This window comes from uncultured Campylobacter sp. (assembly GCF_937981295.1).
Classification (GTDB): domain Bacteria; phylum Campylobacterota; class Campylobacteria; order Campylobacterales; family Campylobacteraceae; genus Campylobacter_B.
This window is the reverse complement of the sequence record NZ_CALJPC010000079.1, coordinates 24369-44739: the sequence shown is the minus strand read 5'-3', so window position 1 is coordinate 44739 and position 20371 is coordinate 24369. Positions and strand designations below refer to the sequence as shown.

17 protein-coding genes are annotated in these 20371 nt (G+C 43.0%); all 17 read left to right on the top strand.

Annotated elements, in window-relative coordinates; all coding sequences use genetic code 11:
* The first annotated feature begins 6 nt into the window (after positions 1-6).
* The 17 genes from Q0135_RS07455 to Q0135_RS07375 are packed head-to-tail and all read left to right on the top strand — an operon-like array spanning position 7 to position 20370.
* Positions 7-348 (top strand): DUF6394 family protein, encoded by a 342-nt coding sequence (locus tag Q0135_RS07455; protein ID WP_005872279.1) that lies wholly within the window; start codon positions 7-9, stop codon positions 346-348.
* Between the two features lie 9 nt (positions 349-357).
* Positions 358-2805, top strand: coding sequence for a leucine--tRNA ligase (gene leuS, locus Q0135_RS07450; RefSeq protein WP_297989553.1), 2448 nt, complete (start codon positions 358-360; stop codon positions 2803-2805).
* 6 nt (positions 2806-2811) lie between these two features.
* Positions 2812-3351, top strand: coding sequence for an LPS assembly lipoprotein LptE (lptE, locus tag Q0135_RS07445; protein WP_177389347.1), 540 nt, complete (start codon positions 2812-2814; stop codon positions 3349-3351).
* Positions 3332-4975 (top strand): bifunctional folylpolyglutamate synthase/dihydrofolate synthase, encoded by a 1644-nt coding sequence (locus Q0135_RS07440; RefSeq protein WP_297989551.1) that lies wholly within the window; start codon positions 3332-3334, stop codon positions 4973-4975. The genes lptE and Q0135_RS07440 overlap by 20 nt, the downstream gene beginning before the upstream one ends.
* A complete protein-coding gene (locus tag Q0135_RS07435) occupies positions 4968-5861 on the top strand; it encodes a M23 family metallopeptidase (RefSeq protein WP_005872272.1) in 894 nt (297 codons plus the stop codon). The genes Q0135_RS07440 and Q0135_RS07435 overlap by 8 nt, the downstream gene beginning before the upstream one ends.
* On the top strand, positions 5861-8821 hold the full coding sequence (locus Q0135_RS07430) for a DEAD/DEAH box helicase (protein ID WP_297989549.1): 2961 nt from the start codon (positions 5861-5863) through the stop codon (positions 8819-8821). Before Q0135_RS07435 ends, Q0135_RS07430 begins: the two co-directional genes overlap by 1 nt.
* The gene (locus tag Q0135_RS07425) at positions 8805-9788 is read left to right on the top strand and encodes an ATP-binding protein (RefSeq protein ID WP_297989547.1); all 984 of its coding nucleotides are present in this window, start codon (positions 8805-8807) and stop codon (positions 9786-9788) included. Before Q0135_RS07430 ends, Q0135_RS07425 begins: the two co-directional genes overlap by 17 nt.
* Complete coding sequence (locus Q0135_RS07420) at positions 9785-9907, top strand: hypothetical protein (protein ID WP_297989546.1); 123 nt, start codon at positions 9785-9787, stop codon at positions 9905-9907. The genes Q0135_RS07425 and Q0135_RS07420 overlap by 4 nt, the downstream gene beginning before the upstream one ends.
* On the top strand, positions 9904-10602 hold the full coding sequence (locus Q0135_RS07415; protein ID WP_297989545.1) for a 3-methyladenine DNA glycosylase: 699 nt from the start codon (positions 9904-9906) through the stop codon (positions 10600-10602). Before Q0135_RS07420 ends, Q0135_RS07415 begins: the two co-directional genes overlap by 4 nt.
* Before the next feature lie 2 nt (positions 10603-10604).
* Positions 10605-12665, top strand: coding sequence for a glycosyltransferase family 39 protein (locus Q0135_RS07410; RefSeq protein ID WP_297989543.1), 2061 nt, complete (start codon positions 10605-10607; stop codon positions 12663-12665).
* Positions 12658-14700 (top strand): glycosyltransferase family 39 protein, encoded by a 2043-nt coding sequence (locus Q0135_RS07405; protein ID WP_297989541.1) that lies wholly within the window; start codon positions 12658-12660, stop codon positions 14698-14700. Before Q0135_RS07410 ends, Q0135_RS07405 begins: the two co-directional genes overlap by 8 nt.
* On the top strand, positions 14693-15058 hold the full coding sequence (locus Q0135_RS07400) for a GtrA family protein (protein WP_297964256.1): 366 nt from the start codon (positions 14693-14695) through the stop codon (positions 15056-15058). The genes Q0135_RS07405 and Q0135_RS07400 overlap by 8 nt, the downstream gene beginning before the upstream one ends.
* Position 15059: 1 nt before the next feature.
* On the top strand, positions 15060-15992 hold the full coding sequence (locus Q0135_RS07395) for a glycosyltransferase family 2 protein (protein ID WP_297964258.1): 933 nt from the start codon (positions 15060-15062) through the stop codon (positions 15990-15992).
* Positions 15993-16003: 11 nt separating this feature from the next.
* The gene (rfbF, locus tag Q0135_RS07390; RefSeq protein WP_297964260.1) at positions 16004-16777 is read left to right on the top strand and encodes a glucose-1-phosphate cytidylyltransferase; all 774 of its coding nucleotides are present in this window, start codon (positions 16004-16006) and stop codon (positions 16775-16777) included.
* A gap of 11 nt (positions 16778-16788) precedes the next feature.
* The gene (gene rfbG, locus Q0135_RS07385; RefSeq protein WP_297964264.1) at positions 16789-17862 is read left to right on the top strand and encodes a CDP-glucose 4,6-dehydratase; all 1074 of its coding nucleotides are present in this window, start codon (positions 16789-16791) and stop codon (positions 17860-17862) included.
* Positions 17859-19649 carry a thiamine pyrophosphate-binding protein gene (locus Q0135_RS07380; protein ID WP_297989540.1) on the top strand — a complete coding sequence of 597 codons (1791 nt, stop codon included), beginning with the start codon at positions 17859-17861 and terminating at the stop codon, positions 19647-19649. Before rfbG ends, Q0135_RS07380 begins: the two co-directional genes overlap by 4 nt.
* Positions 19642-20370, top strand: coding sequence for an HAD-IIA family hydrolase (locus Q0135_RS07375; protein WP_297989539.1), 729 nt, complete (start codon positions 19642-19644; stop codon positions 20368-20370). The genes Q0135_RS07380 and Q0135_RS07375 overlap by 8 nt, the downstream gene beginning before the upstream one ends.
* The last annotated feature ends 1 nt before the right edge of the window (position 20371 follow it).

Here is a 20371-nt window from a genome sequence, read left to right as displayed (position 1 = left end):
TAGAAGATGAACTGGGGAAGGGTAATTTACATATTTTTTGCGCTGATGAGTATGACTACGATAGGCGGGTTTTTGTATGAGAAGAATGAAATTTTACTTTTCATAGCAACCAGCGTAAATGCGGTCTCGACGCTTTTGAAGGTAGGCGTGCGAAATATGCTAGCAGCTGAGCTTTTTGCAAGCTCGCTCGTCGCGGATCTGCATCTCATACCGGCGTTCGTTTTGATTGTAGTAGCGCCGGGAGATTTGTCGATCGTGACCTCGCTTGCGATCGGCGCGCTACTTGCAAACTTTTTCTCGCTAATTTTAATAGCGATTGAGTCGGCAAAAACCAAAGACGAATTCTAGGAGCGCAAAATGCCTTACGATAGTAAAAGTATTGAGCTTAAATGGCAGAAAATTTGGGACGATGAAGGGGTTTTCGAGCCTAAGGACGATTATAGCCTGCCTAAAAAATATATCCTTTCGATGTTTCCCTATCCAAGCGGCCGCATCCATATGGGGCATGTGCGAAACTACAGCATCGGCGACGCTTTGAGCCGCTACTACAGGCTGCGCGGATACAACGTGCTTCAGCCGATCGGCTTTGACAGCTTCGGCATGCCAGCAGAAAACGCGGCGATCAAACACGGCACCCATCCCAGAGCTTGGACCTATGAAAATATCGATTATATGAAAAACGAGCTGCACCGCCTGGGCTTTAGCTTCTCAAAGCGTCGCATGCTCGCCACCTCCGATCCGCTTTACACGCGCTGGGAGCAGGAATTTTTCATCAAACTTTTTGAAAAAGGACTCATCTACAGAAAAAGCGCCGTGGTAAATTGGTGCGAGCACGATCAGACGGTTCTTGCCAACGAGCAGGTTGAGGAGGGCAGGTGCTGGCGCTGCGGCAATGAGGTCGTGCAAAAGCAGATGCCTGGCTACTACCTAAAAATCACCGCCTACGCGCAGGAGCTTTTGGATTGCCTAAAACAGCTTGAGGGCAAGTGGCCCGCTCAGGTGCTTACGATGCAGGAAAACTGGATCGGACGCAGCGAGGGTTTGGAATTTAGCTTTAAATTTGACGAGCAAAGCAGCGCCAAACTTGGCGGCATCGAGGGCTTTAAGGTCTTTACGACGCGCCCCGATACGATTTACGGTATGAGCTACGCGGCGCTTGCGCCGGAGCATGAGGTTGTAAAGAGGCTTTTGGATGAAGGCTTACTCGACGTGGAAGCTACGGCGAAGGTGAGAGAAATTTTAAATCAAAGCCCGCGTGAGCGCCAAGCAAGCGATAAAGACGGCGTGAGCCTCGGAATCAGCGTGCTTCATCCGTTAAGCGGCAAAAAAATCCCCGTTTGGACTGCGAATTTCGTCCTAGCAGAATACGGCGGCGGTGCGGTTATGGCTGTGCCTGCGCACGATGAGAGAGACTTCGAGTTTGCGAAGAAATTTAACCTGCCGATCATTCAAAGCATCGCTCCTAAAAGCGGCGATCACGACGCCGGCAAAGCCTACGTAGAGAGCGGAGTTTTGGTAAATTCCGCGGAATTTAGCGGCATGGATAGCGAGAAGGCAAAAAGCGCCGTTATCTCAAAATTTGAGGAGTTAAAGCTCGGACGCCGCGTGGTAAATTTTAAACTGCGCGATTGGGGGGTAAGCCGCCAGCGCTACTGGGGCGCGCCGATCCCGATGATCCACTGCTCAAAATGCGGGCTGGTAAGCGAGGAAATTTCAAATTTGCCCGTAGAGCTTCCGCAGGATATTAAGATCACCGGCAAAGGCAATCCGCTCGACGCGCATCCTAGCTGGAAGTTTTGCAAATGCCCTAAATGCGGCGGCGACGGGGTGCGCGAGACCGACACGCTCGATACATTTTTTGAAAGCTCGTGGTATTTCGCGCGCTACGCAAGCGACGAGCGGACGTGGCAGCAGCGGGCGTTTGACGAGCAAAGCGTGAATTATTGGATGAACGTCGATCAATATATAGGCGGCATCGAGCACGCGATCCTGCACCTTTTGTATGCGAGATTTTTCCAAAAGGCTCTTCGCGACATAGGCTATCTGCGCGATAGCGAGCCGTTTGAGCGGCTGCTAACCCAGGGCATGGTGCTAAAAGATGGCGCAAAGATGAGCAAAAGCAAAGGAAACACCGTCGATCCGGACGACATTATCGAGACTTACGGCGCCGATACGGCGAGGCTTTTTATACTTTTTGCCGCGCCGCCGCAAAAGGAGCTTGAGTGGAACGACAGCGCGGTAGAGGGCGCGTATAAATTTCTTAGCCGCCTCTACGATCGCGCCGAAAACGCTTATGCTACGGATAAAATTCCGCAGATCGACCACGCCGCTTTAAATAAAGAGGAAAAATACGCCCGCCTCAAAGTTTACGAGGCGCTTAAGAAGTCGCAGCAGGTTTATGAGAGCAGCTTTGCTTTTAATACCCTAATCGCCGCGTGTATGGAGGCGCTAAATGCGCTAAATACGCAGAGCAACAAAGACGTATTTACTGAGGGTTACTTTGTGATTTTAAACTTGCTCGAGCCTATTGTGCCGCACATCTGCGCCGAGCTTAGCGAGAAGCTGTTTAAAAGACGAAATTTCGGCGAGCTGAGAGTTTGCGAAGAGGTATTCGAAAGCGATACTATTAAACTTGCCGTCACGATTAACGGAAAAAAGCGCGCCGAGTTCGAAGCGGATGCGGGCCTAAGCGAGGGCAAAATTTTAAGCCTTGCAAAGCAGAATTGCGCCAAATGGTTAGAGGGCAAGAGCATCGTAAAAGAAATTTATGTCAAAAATAAGCTCGTAAATTTGGTGATAAAGTAGGCGAAGATGAGAAGAGTTTTAACCGTTTTTTGTTTGATTTTTTTAATCGGATGCGGCTACAAGCCCGTTTCGAGGATCGCGAAAGAGACGATGAGTGGAAGCGTATTTGTGGATGTGATGATGAGCAAAACTGATCCGCAAAACACCGTCGCTATCAAAGATGCGATCAGACAGGGTATAGTCCAGCGCCTAGGGATGAGCCTTTCGGATAAAAACTCGGCGCAGACGATCGTAGTAGCGAGCATAAAAAGCCTAAGCTTTAGCGAGCTTTCATACGATCAGTTCGGCTATGTCACTAGCTACCGTGCGAATCTCATCGTAAATTTTAGCACCAAGCTTAAAAATGGCGAGGTTTTCAGCAAGGATTGCGTGGGCGATTACGATTTTAAAGTTAGCCGCCTAGTCAAAAATAGTTACGATACGAGCTCGATCATTAGCGATAAGGACCGCTACAAGGCGATCGAAAATGCCTCCGCGCAGGCGTTTGACGAGTTTATTTCGGCGCTTGCGATTAGGGGATTCAGACTTGAGCGGGCGCAGCATTAAAGAATTTTTGCAAAATCGTCCGATTTATTACAAAAAAATCGACTACGAGCGCTTCCCGCGGGCATATGCTGCCATTAAAGATAAAATTCCGCTCAGAAATGTCATTCAGATCATCGGCACCAACGGCAAGGGCAGCACCGGGCGGTTTTTGGCTAACGCGATCGCCGCAGCGGGCTTTAACGTCGGGCACTACACCAGTCCGCACGTTTTTAAGCTCAACGAGCGCATCTATCTAGGCGGACACATCGCGCAAAGCCCCGTTTTTGCGTTAAATTCAGGTGCTTCAAATTTTAAAAACGAGCAAAATTCCGCTTCGGCGTCAAATTTTACGGAAAAACAAAATTCCGTAAAGATGCAAAATTTTGCGAGCGGAGAAAATTCCGCCTCTCAAATTTCTATTTCTAATTTGCAAAATTCCACCACGCAGGATTTTATCACCATGCAGGATTCGCATGGTGAGCAGAATTCCGCCCTGCAGAACTCCGTTTATACCACGCAAAATTTTTGTAGCAAGCATAATTTCATCGCGCGAAATTCGATCGATACGCAAAATTCTGCTTCTACGCAAAATTTATGGAATTCGCAAAATCTCAAATCGACGTCTGAGCAAAATTTCAATTTCTCGCCGGAGCAAAATTTTAAATCTCAGCTAAGATCAAATTCCAAATCCGCTCAAAGCTCGCCTCCCATTTCGCTAGGGCGCGATGCTATGGATGAGGAGCTTGATTTCGCGCATGAGTTTTTGCAAGAGAGCTTGCCCGCGGAGTTTAAAGATAGCCTGTCGTATTTCGAGTATCTCACGCTTGCGGCGGCAGTGCTTTTTAGGGATTGCGATTACTGCGTGATCGAGGCGGGGATGGGTGGCGAGTTTGACGCTACGTCGAGCTTTGGACGCACGCTGTCGCTTTTTACACCGATCGGCACCGATCATTTGGGTATGCTAGGACAAAATCTAGAGCAGATCGCCCACACCAAGCTCATTACGATGCAGCAAGCGGCGATTTTAAGCGATGAGATGAGCGAGGTTCCGCTTCGTATCGCAAGGCAGATCGCAGAGCAAAAAGGAACTCATTTGAGGTTTGCAACAGAGCTTTTAAGCAAGAGCGAGCAAGCGCAGATCGCGGAGTTTTGCGCGCACAATAATCTGCCTAAATTTCAAATTTCAAATTTAGCCCTAGCGCTTGCCGCGATGAAATTTTTAAATTTGAAATTTGAAATTTCACAGCTGCGGCCTCTAAATTTACGCGGCAGGATGGAAGTTTTGGCGCCAAATTTACGCGTGGACGTCGGGCACAACGAGCTTGCGGCGCAGCAAGCAGCCCGCGAAATTACCGAAATCTACGGAGGCAAAAAAATCGTGCTGATTTACAATGCTTTTGCCGATAAGGACGTGGCTGCGGTGCTGCGGACTTTAGCGCCCGTGGTAGAGCGCGTGGAGATCTTTAACTACGAGGTTGCGGATCGCGAAATGGCGGCAGAGGCGATAACCCGTGCGCTTGACGCGCTTAAAATTCCGCATTCGCCGTTTCGCGGCGAGCTTAGAGCGGACGAGGAGTATTTGGTTTTCGGCTCGTTTCATTTGGTAGAAAATTTCATTTTATGGCTTGAGGCGCGCCGTGGCTAAAACTAAACTTACCCTAAGCGATCACTTTGGCACCAAGACGCTGTATTTTGGCGAAAATTTTAGATTTCAACTTAAAATTTTATCCGCGTTTTTTGTAATTTTTCTGCTCGTTCTGTTTTTTGCGATCTTTAAACTCGCGAGCGACCGATCAAATTTAAAAGAGCTAAACAAAACCCTATACGCTGAAAATCTCGCGCTAAAAGAGCAAAATATCGCCCTTGAGGGCAAAAATGAGGAGGTGCTTGCCAAGCTGGATGGACGCGAAGACGATGGAGGCGGGCTAGATAGTGATATCCAGGTAATGCTTGCGATGAATGAGATGAAAAAGGAGCGTAAAAAGGGCTCCGGCGCGCATATCGCAGCTAGCGAAAAAACGGCGAGCGCGATTCTTAGCGCTGTGCCTAATGGACTTCCGATGCAGTATCGCGGCGTCACTAGCCCTTTTGGGATGCGCACTCATCCAATCAGCGGCGTTATGAGGATGCACCACGGCATTGACTTGCGAGCAAGCGAGGGCACTCCGGTGTTTGCGACGGCAGAGGGCTTCGTGCAGTTTGCAGGCGGCAGTGGCAGCGGATATGGAATTTTAGTGATTCTATCACACAATTACGGCTTTGAGACCCGCTACGGCCACCTTAGCTCTGCGGTCGTAACGCCCGGTTCTTGGGTTAAAAAGGGCGATCTCATCGGCTATAGCGGCAACACCGGCTACAGTACCGGCCCGCACCTGCATTACGAAGTTAGGTTTTTAGCTCAAAGCGTTGATCCTGCAAATTTTATGAGCTGGAACGCGCAGAATTTCAAAAATATCTCGACCTTGGAGCCTAACGTATCGTGGCAGGAGATCGCAAACGTCGTGCAGCACCAGATCGAAAGGTTTAAATAATGCAAGCCGAGGTTTACGAATACTTTTTGCAAAACCAAAAAGAGCTTTTGATCTGCGAGGACGATAAAGAGGCTGCGGCGTGCGAGCAGGTGCTTAAATTTATGGGCTACGCGGCCTTTTGCCTGCCAGATTTTAGAGCGAGCTTTGGCGAGGATCTGCGCAGCTACATGGGCGAGCTTGCGGGTATCAGCACCGCTCTTAGCGCGTTTTACAAAGCAAGCGGCAAAAAAATTTTAATCTCGCCCGTCCGCACGATTCTAAACAAACTCCCCACCGCAAGCCATCTGCGCCCGCTAAATATAAAATTTGGAAGCGAGTTAAACTTAAGCGAGCTGAAAGAGGAAATTTTACGCCTGGGATACGACGTGCGCGATATCGTCGAAAGCATAGGCGAGGTTAGCTTCCGTGGCGAGATCATCGATATTTTTTCGGTAGGAAGCGAAAGCGCGGTTAGAATTCTACTCGACGGCGAGAGGGTCGAGAGCATCAGACGCTTTGACGTTGCGACGCAAAAAAGCGAAAAAGATGAGCTTACGCAGACCGAGATAGCGCCGTTTTTAGCAAATTTAAGCGAGGACGAGTTTGAGAGTGTGAGCGAAAAGATATCGCGCGCGGATAGCGACGCGTTAGCGCGCGATCTGGGCTCGCTCGGGTTTTGGTTTATCGAGGGCTTCGTCGATTACGTGAGCGCGTTTGATTGCGTCTTGCTGCATGAGATCAAAAAGGATGAAATTTTTTCCGAGCGCAATTTGGATTTTTTAGACGCGATCGAGGTACTGCCCGCGGCGCGTAAATTTAAAGACCTCGCCGTGACGCCGTCGCAGGAATTTTTTGAATTTCATCGCAGCGAGGCTATCACGCTGATCGCGCGAAACGACGCACTGCTCGCGCCGTTTGATCTTGGCGGATTTAGCAATATCGAAATTTTACGCGAGGATTTCGTCGTAAATTTAATAAGCGCCGAGCGGATCATCCTTTCGCTAAACAAAGCGGCGCCTAAAAAGCGCGTGCGAAGATCGAGCCTAGCTCTGGATGAGCTAAACGTGGGCGATTTTGTCGTGCACGAAGATCACGGTATCGCTAAATTTAACGGGCTTGAGCTTATCGAGGTGATGGGGCGCAGCAAGGAGTTTGTATCCCTGCTCTACGAGGGCGGCGACAAACTGCTGCTGCCGGTAGAGTATCTAAATAAGATCGATCGCTACGTCGCAAGCGGCGGCGCGGTGAGCTTGGATCATCTGGGCAGGGCGAGCTTTTCAAAAATCAAAGAGCGAGTGCGCGAAAAGCTCTTTGCGATCGCTTCAAAGATCATCGCGCTGGCGGCCAAGCGCGAGCTGGTGCGGGGGCTCGTCATCAAAAACGAAAGCGCGGATTATGCGAAATTTCTAAGCGCAAGCGGTTTTAGCTACACGAGCGATCAGCAAAAGGCTGTGAGCGCGATTTTGGCGGATCTGCAAAGCGGCAAGGTGATGGATCGCCTACTTAGCGGAGACGTGGGCTTTGGAAAGACTGAGGTTGCGATGAATGCGATCTTTGCCTGCATCCGCAGCGGCCATTCGGTGCTGTTTTTCGTGCCTACGACGTTGCTTAGCTCGCAGCATTACACCACGCTTAGCGAGCGCTTTAGGGAGTTTGAAATTCCCGTTTTCAAGCTCGATCGCTTTAGCAGCGCGAGGCAAAAGAGTGAAATTTTAAAGCGCCTGCAAAGCGGCGAGGCGATCGTCGTGGTCGGCACGCACTCGCTTTTAAATTTAAACCCCGCAAATTTAGGGCTCATAATCATCGATGAGGAGCATAAATTCGGCGTTAAGCAAAAGGAGCGGCTCAAAGAGAAAAGCGCCGCCTCGCACCTGCTTAGTATGTCTGCCACTCCGATACCGCGCAGTCTAAATATGGCGCTAAGCTCGATTAAAAGCTACTCCACGTTGCTTAGTCCGCCGCAGGACCGCTTGGACGTGCGCACCTTCGTCAAGCAGTGGGACGAAAAGATCATAAAAGAGGCGATCTCGCGCGAGCTGCGACGCGGCGGGCAGATTTTTTACGTCCATAACCACATCGCGACGATGCAAAACGCCAAAAAGAAACTGCTTGAAATTTTGCCGAACCTTAAAATTCTAATTTTACACTCCAAGATCGACGCGAAAACGACGGAGGATGAAATTTTAAAATTTGTGGCGGGCGGATACGATCTGCTGCTTTGTACCAGCATTGTAGAAAGCGGCATTCATATGCCGCGCGTAAATACGATCATCATCGAAAACGCCGATAAATTCGGTATCGCCGATCTGCACCAGCTGCGCGGCCGCGTCGGACGCAGCAACAAACAGGGCTTTTGCTACTTTTTGATCGAGGATAAAACCGCTCTTACGCAGGACGCGCTAAAGCGGCTCGTAGCGCTTGAGAGCAACTCGTTTTTGGGCAGCGGCTCGGTGCTAGCGTATCACGATCTTGAAATTCGCGGCGGCGGAAACCTGCTCGGAGAGGCGCAGAGCGGGCATATCGAAGCGATCGGCTACTCGCTTTATCTAAAGATGCTCGAAGAAGAAATCGGCAAGCTGCTAAACAGAAAGAGCGCTGCTGCAAGCGTGGAGCTCAAAATTTCGGTAAACGCCTTTTTGAACTCGGAATTTATCAGAGAGGATCGCCTGCGCCTAGATCTTTACAGGCGGCTTAGCAAGTGCGCCGAGGCGAGCGAAGTGCTTGAAATTTTCGGCGAGATCGAGGATCGCTTCGGGCGCGCGGACGTCTACACCAAGCAATTCATCGACGTGATGATGATCAAGGTTTTGGCTACGAAGCTTGGCTTGCGCGTGATTTCGAGCATGGACGAAAATATCTTGATCACCCTTGCAAACGGCGATAAGGTGCGATTAAAGGCGCAGACGCGCGATGATGACGACGTGATAAGCGAAATTTTAATCTATCTGCGAAGGGAGCTAAAAAATGCGAACTTGCGATGAAAATATCAAAAAAAGCGCGAGCAAAAGCGGGAGCAAAAAGTTAAATTTGGACGCGGCAAGCGGTTTAAATTTAGCGCCGCAAGCCGTCCTAAAAAATGCACAGAGCGGCGCTGGCGAGCAAATTTATTTCAGCGATTTTAGCGCGATTGATTGGCGCACGGTGCAAGCCACCGTCTTTCGCGCGAGCAAAAAGGCGCTAAAGATCGTCCGTGATATCGATTTCACGGGTATTGACGCGCTCGTGGGGCTAGAGAGCCAAAAATCGGCTCTAATAAAAAACACTGACGCCTTCCTGCGCGGCGCAAGCGCCAACCACGCACTTTTGTGGGGCGAGAGCGGTTGCGGCAAATCAAGCCTTGCGAAGGCGGTTTTTTCTAAATTTATCCCGCAAGGCCTTAAGATCATCGAGATCGGTAGAGACGATCTGAGTTATCTCGCGGATATAATCGACGCGATCCGCGAAATAAATTTTAAATTTATCATCTTTTGCGACGACTTGAGCTTTGAGCTCGGCGAGAGCGGCTACAAGCACCTAAAGCCGCTGCTAGAAGGATCCTTAGAGCGCGCGCCGCGCAACGTGCTGATGTATGCGACATCCAACCGCCGCCACATCGTAGGCGAATGCGCAAGCGATAACGACGCCGCGCAGATCCGTAGCGGCGAGCTGCACCTAAGCGACGCGGCGAATGAGCGCATTAGCCTGAGCGAGCGCTTCGGGCTGCAGCTAAGCTTTTACGGCGGGAGCATGCGGGAGTATTTGGGGATCGTAGATGCCTATTTTGCGGCTGCACAAGGTATGAACGCGGCGGAATTTCGCCTAAGCTTTGCTGCAAATTTAGACGAGCTGCACGCAAAGGCGCGTGAGTTTGCGATGCTTCGCGCAAGCCGTAGCGGCCGCGCGGCAAAGCAGTTTTTCTTGAGCTTTGGCGAGGAATTTTTTGCAAATTTAAAGGGCGGCGGCAGATGAATACGGCGCGCGAATTTAAACTTGGCGTAAAATTTATCGCCGTGCTAGAGCTTACGCAAAAAATCGCCGCCGCGCGAAATTTTAGAAACGATGCTAGAAATTTTGGATGCGCGAGATGAGCGCGACCGAGCTTTTTATCGCGCTTTTTCGCGCCGTGAAGATTAAGGATTTTCGCTGGTGGCCCGCGTTTGGAAGCTTTGAGGTGGTCGTGGGGGCGATTTTGATTCAAAATACGGCGTGGCGCAATGCCGATGCAGCACTGCAGAACCTACGCAGCAAAGGGCTTTTGAGCCTAGAAAGCATCGCCGGGTTAGAGGAAGCGGAGCTTGCGGAGATCATCAAAGTAAGCGGATTTTATAATCAAAAAGCGAGACGCTTAAGCTTGCTTTGCAAAGCGATAATCGCGGATTTTGGGGATTTTGAGAGTTTTAAATCGGGCGTTAGCCGCGAGTGGCTGCTAGCGCGCAAAGGGATCGGCGCGGAGAGCTGCGACGCAATCCTGTGCTATGCGTGCGAGCGCGCGGTGATGGTCGCGGACAGTTACTCGGCGCGGCTGCTCGGGGCTTTGGGCTATGAGTTTGAAAGCTACGACGAGCTTAGCGCGTGGCTTGGCGAGCTGGAATTTGAGCGGATCTATGAGTTTGTAAATTCTGCTAATCTTCCCTGTGATGCGGCGGCAAAAGCAGATAAGCTGGAGAACGAAAACGGCGCATATGCACTATTTCACGGGCTTATAGTAGAATTTTGCAAAGCGCATTTGGAAGGTAAAATTTTCGATGAGAGCGCGAAAATAATTTTAAATGATTTGAGGTAGATATGTTTAACACTAAAATTTTAGAAAATTTAATGGTTGCTTTTTGCTTTTGTATAACGCTTGCGTTACATTTACTGATATTTAACCATTACTTCTCACTCCAAGAAGGCTGGTGGGAAACCTATGCTTATTTAGTAAATAAAGGAGAAGTGATCAATAAAGATTTTTATCTAGCATGGACTCCGCTATTTGTATATATAAATGCCTTTTATCAAAAAATATTTGGAATAAATTTCTTTGCCTTTGCCTGCATCGGCGTAGTAGCCGCAATGATACAGGTAATTTTATTGTATTTGGTTTTGAGAGAATTTTTTTCAAAACCGGCTAGTGCTATAGCGGCTCTTTTTGCGACATTTTTAAATGTAAATAGCGGTACTTATATTGCCAAAGATTACCATACATATGTATATATTACAGAATTTTTGACATTACTATTTTTTATAAAATATATCAAAAATTACAATTCTAATATGGGTAGAATTTATCATATAATTGGAATTTTGTTTTGTATTTTATTGTTTTTCATTAAACAAAATGTGGGTTTGGTTCTTTTTGCTAGTTTGTTTGTCGCATATGCTTTTGTCGCTACAAGTTTTAAAGATTATATAAAAAGAATTAGTTTTTTAATTATCATCTCTGCCATATTTTTTGCTATTATGAATTTTATCATACCATTTAATTTATCTTCTATAACAGAAAATGATTCTAAAGGTAGTTTTTTTGCTATGGCTACTAGATTTGCCACATATCCTTTAAATCAGACGATATTAAAAAATTCACTTATTGTATCTGTAATTGTACTTATCGTTTATCTTATAAGATCAAAAATAGCTGAAATTTATATTAATTTATACGAAAAGACTATAACAAAGACTACAAGAGAATTTCGTATATTAATGCTAATAATATTGCATATAGTTTTAATATATTGCATGTTTGTTAAGATGAGTAGTAATGGGATAGAAATAAAGAATTTTATATCTCTTTCAATAGGTATTATTCTATTTTTGCTGTATATATGTTTCAAGAGGAACGATGTAATTGGCAATTCATCAAAGATATATGCCTTTATGATTGTAGCCATGGCCGCCATATCTTATTCGGGTACTTTGGCTGATGCTTTTACGGCGAGTGGTAATATGATATGTATAGCTTTTGCCAGCGCATTTATTATAAATATAAGTAGATTAAGACAAATAAAATACATTACTATATATATACATTTAATAATAATATTTTTTATGTTTTTAGCAACTATAAGAATGCCGTATTATTGGAATTTCAATACTCAGGTAGATATCTTTAGCGCCAATTCTAAAAGCTCATACGCTCAGTTAGATGGTATTTATATGGATGAACGAATATCAGATATTTTTGATTATTTTGATAAGTATGTATCTACTAAATCTAAAAACCAAAAAGATTTCTATTTTTTTAACTTTCCTATAATGTACTTATTGAATAATAAAATTCCACCGTATTATTTAGTAACTCATTGGCTAGATGTGTCATCATCCAAGGCTATATCTAGAGAATATGATGAATTTGTCAAATCTCCTGCACAAAATGTTGTTATGTATCAATATCAGACGTTTTTCTTTACTGTGCACCGAAATTTTCAAGTTAAAAGCTCTTTTAAACAGCTTGATTTCCATGAAACCATGAATCAATGGGTGCAGGAAGGGAAATATAAATTTATAAAGTCATTTGTAGTTCCATATGATAATGTGCCGGTCGAGGAAGAAAAAAACCATCTTCTTAAAAATATGTTGATTATTTTGCAAAATGAAAAATTTTTCGGTATGGATAGGTCACAATTTACGGAGTGGTTAAAGGGAAACGGTATAACATTAGTTACTATTAGACGTGATAAAAAAATAGCTACTGACCAAAATGGCACAAAGCAAGAAGACGACCGTTTGCAAAATGGTGATGTATTACAAATGGATGGTAGTATCGTTGATCTGTGCAGGGTATTTCCAACTCTAGGAGTAGCTCCGACTGAAGCAACCTTTTTCAACACAATTAACGTATATGAAAAGCAAGGAGATCGTAGTGAATAGCTCCGTTAGAGATAAATTTGTATTAATACTGTGCTTGAGCATAATATTAATACTACATCTCTTTATCTTTAACCATTACTTCTCACTCCAAGAAGGCTGGTGGGAAACCTATGCTTATTTAGTAAATAGGGGAGAGGTGATAAATAAAGATTTTTATCTAGCATGGACTCCGTTATTTGTCTATATAAATGCCTTTTATCAAAAAATATTCGGGATAAATTTCTTTGCTTTTGCCTGCATCGGTGTAGTAGCTGCAATGATACAGGTAATCTTGCTTTATGCTGTTTTGAGGGAGTTTTTTTCAAAACCGGCTAGTGCTATAGGAGCCACTTTTGCTAGTTTTTTATGGTTTAGTATGGAGACATATATACCGAAGGATTATCATACCTACGTCTTCATCATAGAATTTTCTACTCTATTATTTCTAGTAAAATCCATAAAAAATGAGAATTCTAATAAAGGTGCTATATATCAAATACTTGGAATCTTATTTCTAGTCCTACTTTTTTTCATAAAGCAAAATGTGGGATTAGTTCTTTTTGCTAGTCTTTTTGTATCTTATGCTTTTATATCTAGTAGCGTAAAAGATTATTTAAGAAGAATAGGATTTTTACTACTCTTTACTATCATATTCTTTGCATCCATAAATTTCATAATGCCTTTTGATCATTCATCAATAACAGATAATGATTCAAAGGGAAGCTTATGGACTGTAGCGACTAGATTTATTTTTGAACCAGAGCTTAGTCGGATATTAACAATAAGCGTGTTGGAATTTTTTATAATACTAATTCTTACATATTTTAGAAAAAATATTGTATATCTATATGATGTATTGGTAGGACAAATTGCAGCAAGAACAACTATCTTATTTCGATTTACTATCGTAGCTATTGGACTGACTGCGCTTACTTATATTGTTTTATTTCATAATACTGTTATATTATATATTATTAAATATATCTCTTATATTAGCTTTTCCATAGCTATGATTTTGTATATCATGTTTGCTGCTATGTTCTATAAAAACAGTAGTATTTTTGGATCAAAAATTTACATTTTCATTACTTTTTGTGCTGCTGCTATAGTTTATAGTAATACTTTCACTACTATCGCCTTAAATATGAATAGCATTCTTTTGTGTGCAGGGTTGGCATTCAGCTTTTTATTAAATCAAAATTTGCGCAAAATAGCCAGGATTTTACTGATCTATTGGATGCTTGTAATGGTATCTTTCATAATATACGTAAAATTTTTAATACCATATAACTGGCTTGAAAATTATCAAGGTAGTGTATTCGAGGCCAAATCCGAGACCTCATATATTCCTTTAAAAAATATTTATATGAATCAGAAATTATCTTATATTTTTGACTATATTCATGATTATGTACCTAAAAATACAGTATCTGACAAAGATTTTTACTTTTTTAACTTACCAATAATGTATCTTTTAAATGATAAAATTCCACCATATCACCTAGTAACGCAATGGTTTGATGTAACTCCAACAAAACTGATTAAACAAGAATATATTAATTTTACAAATAGACCAACCGAGAACATTGTTTTATATCAATACTATAAAAAAGCGTTTGATATAAACAAAAGACTTTTGAGAAAGGATAATTTTATTCAAGAGGATTTTTATAAGGTAATGAATAAATGGGTAAAAGAGGGTAGATATAAATTTATAAACTCCTTTGTTGTACCCAATAGCCTGATGTTTAATAATGCATCTAAAAATTTAAATATTCAAACAGATGTAATAATTCAAAATAGTAACTTTTTCGATCAAAGTTATGAAAGGTTCTATTTATGGCTACAGGATAGCGGCGTAAATCTTATGCAAATCACTAGAAACGGAGCCGTTTTGCAAGATATTAATAATACAATTAGGAATTCGGATATAGTAACCTTGAATGGTAATGTAGCCAATATAATGGAAATTTTACCTCAACTTGGGGTTGAGCTGATTGATAAGGCAAATTTTAATACTATAAATATTTATAGACGAAATGATAGCTATGATTAAACGACAAGCCGTCAAGTTTCTCCTCGTAGGCATCATGAATACTACCTTTGGGTATGGGCTATTTGCCCTTTTTATCTATTTGGGTCTATATTATCCTCTTGCCGTATTGTTTTCTACGATACTAGGCGTATTGTTTAACTTTAAAACTATAGGCAAGCTGGTATTCGGTAGCAGTGATAACGGTCTGATATTTAGATTTATACTAGTTTACATCATTACTTATTTTTTAAATATATTTTTTCTATGGCTTTTCAAGTGGCTTGGATTTGATAATATGTATATAAATGGTTTTGTGCTTTTGATCCCGCTGGCCGCGGTGTCATTTTTGTTAAATAAATTTTTCGTCTTTAGGAGATGATATGAAAAAGATCAGTATAGTTACTGCCTGCTTTAACGAGGAGGAGAATGTAGAGGAAGTCTATGCGCGCGTAAAAAAAGTTATGGAAGGATTTTCGGAGTACGCCTACGAGCATATATTTATTGATAATGCTTCGACCGATAGGACGGTTGAAATTTTAAAACGCCTAGCAAAGGATGATAAAAATTTAAAGATCATCGTAAATTCCAGAAACTTCGGGCATATCAAATCGCCAACCTATGCGCTTTTGGGTGCAGACGGAGATGCTGTTATCTCTATCGTAGCCGATTTGCAAGATCCGCCCGAGATGATTGCGCAGTTTATAGAAAAATGGCAAGAGGGCAACGACTTGGTTTTGGCTATTAAGCGAGATAGCGAGGAGCGCGGCGTGATGTTTAAAATCAGAGAGTGTTATTACGAGCTCTTATCAAAACTATCTGAGATCGAGATTTTTAAGAATTTTACCGGTTTTGGGCTTTTTGATAAAAAAGTAATAACGGCTCTTAGGCAGATGCATGATCCATATCCGTTTTTTCGCGGAATGCTCGCGGAGGCAGGCTATAAGGTAGCCAAAATTCCTTACGATCAACCGGTAAGAATTAAAGGAGTTACCAAAAATAACTTCTACACGCTTTATGATATGGGGATACTCGGTATAATCTGCAATTCTAAAGTGCCACTTAGGCTCGCGACTTTTATAGGCATGATAATGGGTATTTTAAGTATAATAGTAGGACTTGTGTATTTTATACTTAAGCTAATTTATTGGGACGAGATGAGCGTGGGCATCGCGCCTCTTATCATACTTTTTTCATTCGTTTCATCTGGAATTTTGTTTTTTATCGGTATAATAGGCGAATATATCGGTGCAATTTATACACAAGTGTTAAATCGCCCATTGGTATTTGAAAAAGAAAGAATAAATTTTGATTAAAGGGAGCTTTAATGAAAGTTTTAATACTAGCAGGAGGTTTCGGTACTAGGCTTGCCGAAGAGACGAGCATTAGGCCAAAGCCAATGGTAGAGATCGGCGAAAAACCGATTTTATGGCATATTATGAAAATTTATAGTTTGTACGGATTTAACGAATTCGTCATTCTACTTGGCTATAAAGGCTACTATATCAAAGAATATTTTGCCAATTATTTTTTGCATCAAAGCGATATGACTATAGATTTGAAAAATGGCAAAATGGAGGTTTTGAGCAATTTTAGTGAGCCTTGGAGCGTTACGCTGTTAAATACCGGGCTAAACACTATGACTGGCGGTCGTATTAAGCGGGCTCAGAGCATAGTGGGAGACGAGCCGTTTTTGCTTACTTATGGAGATGGCGTTAGTGATATAGATATCCACGAGCTTGTAAAATTTCATAAGTCTCACGGCAAATCGCTTACTATGACTTCCGTTCAGCCGGAAGGTCGCTTTGGAGCGCTAAATATAGATGACGAAAGTCGCGTGCATGAGTTTAAGGAAAAACCAAAAGGAGACGGCAATTGGATCAATGCGGGTTTCTTTGTATGTGAGCCCAAGGTTTTTGACTATATTGCGAATGGAGATGCGACAATATTTGAGCAAGAGCCGCTTATGAATTTGGCCCACGACGGCGAAATTTTAGCATATAAACATAGCGGCTTTTGGAAGCCGATGGATACGCTTAGAGATAAGCTCGAGTTAAACAAAATTTGGGATAGCGGCAACGCTCCGTGGAAAAAGTGGTAGCAATGCAAGATATGCAGGATCTATACTCCGGAATTTATAATGGCAAAACAGTTTTGCTTACCGGGCATACCGGTTTTAAGGGCTCATGGCTTAGCTTATGGCTGGAGCGCTTGGGTGCAAAAGTGATAGGGTATTCGCTTCCGGCGCCTACAGAGCCAAATCATATAGGACTTTTAAATTTAAATATCATCCAGGTAATCGCCGACATACGAGATCTTGCTAAATTAGACGAGGCGTTTACGACTTATAAACCCGACATTGTATTTCACTTTGCCGCTCAGGCGCTCGTACGTCCATCTTATGCCGATCCGATAACAACCTACGAAACCAATGTCATAGGCACATTAAAAGTCTTTGAAGCCTGCAGAAAGGCGGGCGTTCGCGCGATCGTGAATATCACCAGCGATAAGGCTTATGAAAATAAAGAGTGGGTTTGGGGTTATCGTGAGAACGATCCTATGGGCGGATATGATCCATATAGCTCGTCGAAAGGCTGCGCGGATCTTCTGGCTAGTTCATATCGAAATTCGTTTTTTAACGAAAAAGATTACGGCACAAAGCATCAAACGCTGCTTGCCACGTGTCGCGCAGGTAACGTAATAGGCGGCGGAGACTGGGCGCAAGATAGATTGATTTGCGACGTTATGCGCGCAGCAGCTAAAAATGAAGCGGTAACGATCCGCAATCCGCATGCGACGCGTCCTTGGCAGCACGTACTCGAGCCGCTTAGCGGATATTTGCTCGTAGGGCAAAAGTTGCTTGAAGGGCGAAAGGAATTCGGCGGTGCATGGAATTTCGGACCTAGCGATGATGGTGCGATTAGGGTGCTTGATGTACTAAAGAGTGCCAAGCGATATTGGGATAAGACAGAATTTAAAATCGGCTCCGACATAAACCAGCCGCATGAGGCAAATTTGTTGAAGCTTGATTGCTCTAAAGCACATGCGCTGCTTGGTTGGAAGCCAGTTTGGGATAGTGAAACGGCATTTGAAAAAACTGTAAAATGGTATAAAAATTTCTACGAAAACGGCGCGATCGATACCGAACAAAATTTAAACGACTACGTAAAAGAGATGATGCGATGATAAAAGTTAGCGATTTTATAGCAAAATTTATAGCCGAACACGAAGATACTGCAAAGACCGTATTTATGGTCTCAGGCGGCGGCAATATGCACCTGATAGATTCGCTTGGCAAAAATGAAAATTTAGAGTATGTCTGTAACCATCACGAACAAGCTTGCGCGATAGCCGCAGAGGGATATGCGCGCGTCTCAAATAAGATTGGTATCGCGTATGTTACCACAGGCCCCGGCGGAACGAATGCGATTACCGGCGTTTACGGTGCCTGGGTGGATTCGATCCCTACGATGATCATATCGGGGCAAGTGAAATTTCAGACGACCATTGCTTCGCAACCCGAGTTAAATTTACGTCAGCTCGGCGATCAAGAGGTTAATATCGTTGACATCGTAAGACCTATCACAAAATACGCCGTAATGATAACGGATAAAAATAGCATAAAATTTCATCTGCAAAAAGCTATTTATGAGGCTAAGCACGGCAGACCCGGACCCGTATGGCTGGATGTGCCGCTAGACATACAAGGCGCGATGGTGGACGAAGCAGATCTGATAGAATTTGAAATCCCCGAAGCGCCGAAGTTTGACACAAAAATCCCGCAGGTTTTAGATGCGTTAAAAGCTGCTAAACGCCCCGCTATCATTGTAGGTAACGGCGTAACGCTTGCCGGCGCTAACGAAGAATTTCTAAAACTAATCGAAATTTTAAAAATCCCCGTTATCGGTACTTTCGCTAGATACGATATCGTTAGAAATGACTATGAGCTGTTTTTCGGTAGATATGGCACTATTGGCAATAGAGCGGCAAATTTTGTCGTACAAAATTCCGATCTCATCATTGCTATAGGTGCTAGATTAAATATCCGTGCAGTCAGCTATAACTGGGAATTCTTCGGCAGAGAAGCCAAAAAAATTTTAGTTGATATCGACCAAAACGAACTAAACAAAAAAACTATTGCCGCAGATATTAAGATAAAATCCGATGCGAAGGTTTTTATATCGGATTTGCGATCTGCGTTGAAAGACGAGCTGGATTTTGGATTTTGGCTTGAAATTTGCAAAAATTACAGAAAAAATTATCCTACGATTGAGCCTTTTAGACAAAATGTAAAAGAGTGGGTTGATTCATATAATTTCTTCGATGTGCTATCTAATCATAAACGAGATTTAGTTTATGTATTCGGTAACGGTACGGCATGTGTTTCATCTTATCAGAGCTTGCGCTTATATGAGAATCAAAAGGTGGTAGTAAATTCGGGTTGTGCTTCTATGGGATACGATCTGCCTGCCGCAATCGGTGCCTGCTTCGCAAATGGCAAAAAAAATACGATTTGCGTTACGGGTGAAGGTAGCTTGCAGATGAATATTCAAGAGCTTCAGACAATAATTCATAATAAGCTTCCGATCAAAATCTTTGTTCTGAATAATGCAGGCTATATTTCTATCAGAAATACTCAAAACAACTTTTTTAAAGGGCACAAGGTAGGCTCAGATAAAGATAGCGGCGTCAGCTTTCCTAATATCGTAAAATTAGCAGAGGTTTATGGCTTTGAAGCCTGCAGGATAGAAAATCAGCTAAATTTAAAAGGGGAGTTGGAGGAAATTCTATCCAAACCAGGTACGGTAGTTTGCGAAATAATGCTTTCACCTATTGAAAAAATGGAGCCAAAATTATCGTCTAAGATAAAGCCTGACGGCAAAATGGTTTCAAAGCCACTTGAGGATATGTTTCCGTTCTTGCCGCGAGAAGAATTTTATAAAAATATGATAATTAAGCCGGTAGATGAATAAAGCTGTAGTTTTTGACTTAGACGGGACTATTTATTTTGGGAGTAAAATTGCCGATTTTGCTTTGCAAACTATAGATGAGCTTCAATCCAATGGTTATAATGTCTTATTTTTTACTAATAATTCAACTAAAACAAGAGTTGAAATTTTAGATAAATTAATTCATATGGGTATAAGAACTACTGTAGATAAAATATATACCTCAGCTTATGCTAGTGCTATATTTTTGCAAAGAAATGATCTAAGAAATATATTTTTAGTTGGTAGTCGTGGTTTTAAAAGTGAATTAACGAATGCAGATATAAATGTCGAGGATGAGTATAGTTGTGAAGCCGTGGTAATTGGGCTTGATTTAAATTTTAACTATGAAATTTTATCAAGAGCTCTTATTGCATTACAAAAATCTCGTAGAATAATAGTGGCAAATACAGATAAAAATTTCCCGGTAGAAAATGGTCTTTTAAGACCCGGTGCCAATGCTATGCTAAGTGCAATCCTTGGTAGTATTGATGAAGAAATTAAGCTGGATATAGTAGGAAAGCCAAATCCTTTTATGCTCGAAATTTTATGTAAGGATTGGGGGCTTGATAAACAGCATATCGTTGTGGTAGGTGATAGGATAGAAAGTGATATGGCTATGGCAAAGAATTTTAATTGTAAAGGAATTCTAGTTGGCAATAATATTACATTGCTGGATGTTAAGAATAAAATTTTAAGGAGCTAAA

Bases quoted from the DNA above. Each gene is read 5' to 3' on its own strand.
- Q0135_RS07420 (WP_297989546.1), top strand. From the start codon at position 9,785: ATGAATACGGCGCGCGAATTTAAACTTGGCGTAAAATTTATCGCCGTG.
- leuS (WP_297989553.1), top strand. From the start codon at position 358: ATGCCTTACGATAGTAAAAGTATTGAGCTTAAATGGCAGAAAATTTGG.
- Q0135_RS07395 (WP_297964258.1), top strand. From the start codon at position 15,060: ATGAAAAAGATCAGTATAGTTACTGCCTGCTTTAACGAGGAGGAGAAT.
- Q0135_RS07375 (WP_297989539.1), top strand. From the start codon at position 19,642: ATGAATAAAGCTGTAGTTTTTGACTTAGACGGGACTATTTATTTTGGG.
- Q0135_RS07380 (WP_297989540.1), top strand. From the start codon at position 17,859: ATGATAAAAGTTAGCGATTTTATAGCAAAATTTATAGCCGAACACGAA.
- lptE (WP_177389347.1), top strand. From the start codon at position 2,812: ATGAGAAGAGTTTTAACCGTTTTTTGTTTGATTTTTTTAATCGGATGC.
- Q0135_RS07400 (WP_297964256.1), top strand. From the start codon at position 14,693: ATGATTAAACGACAAGCCGTCAAGTTTCTCCTCGTAGGCATCATGAAT.
- Q0135_RS07425 (WP_297989547.1), top strand. From the start codon at position 8,805: ATGCGAACTTGCGATGAAAATATCAAAAAAAGCGCGAGCAAAAGCGGG.
- rfbG (WP_297964264.1), top strand. From the start codon at position 16,789: ATGCAGGATCTATACTCCGGAATTTATAATGGCAAAACAGTTTTGCTT.
- rfbF (WP_297964260.1), top strand. From the start codon at position 16,004: ATGAAAGTTTTAATACTAGCAGGAGGTTTCGGTACTAGGCTTGCCGAA.
- Q0135_RS07430 (WP_297989549.1), top strand. From the start codon at position 5,861: ATGCAAGCCGAGGTTTACGAATACTTTTTGCAAAACCAAAAAGAGCTT.
- Q0135_RS07455 (WP_005872279.1), top strand. From the start codon at position 7: ATGAACTGGGGAAGGGTAATTTACATATTTTTTGCGCTGATGAGTATG.
- Q0135_RS07415 (WP_297989545.1), top strand. From the start codon at position 9,904: ATGAGCGCGACCGAGCTTTTTATCGCGCTTTTTCGCGCCGTGAAGATT.
- Q0135_RS07410 (WP_297989543.1), top strand. From the start codon at position 10,605: ATGTTTAACACTAAAATTTTAGAAAATTTAATGGTTGCTTTTTGCTTT.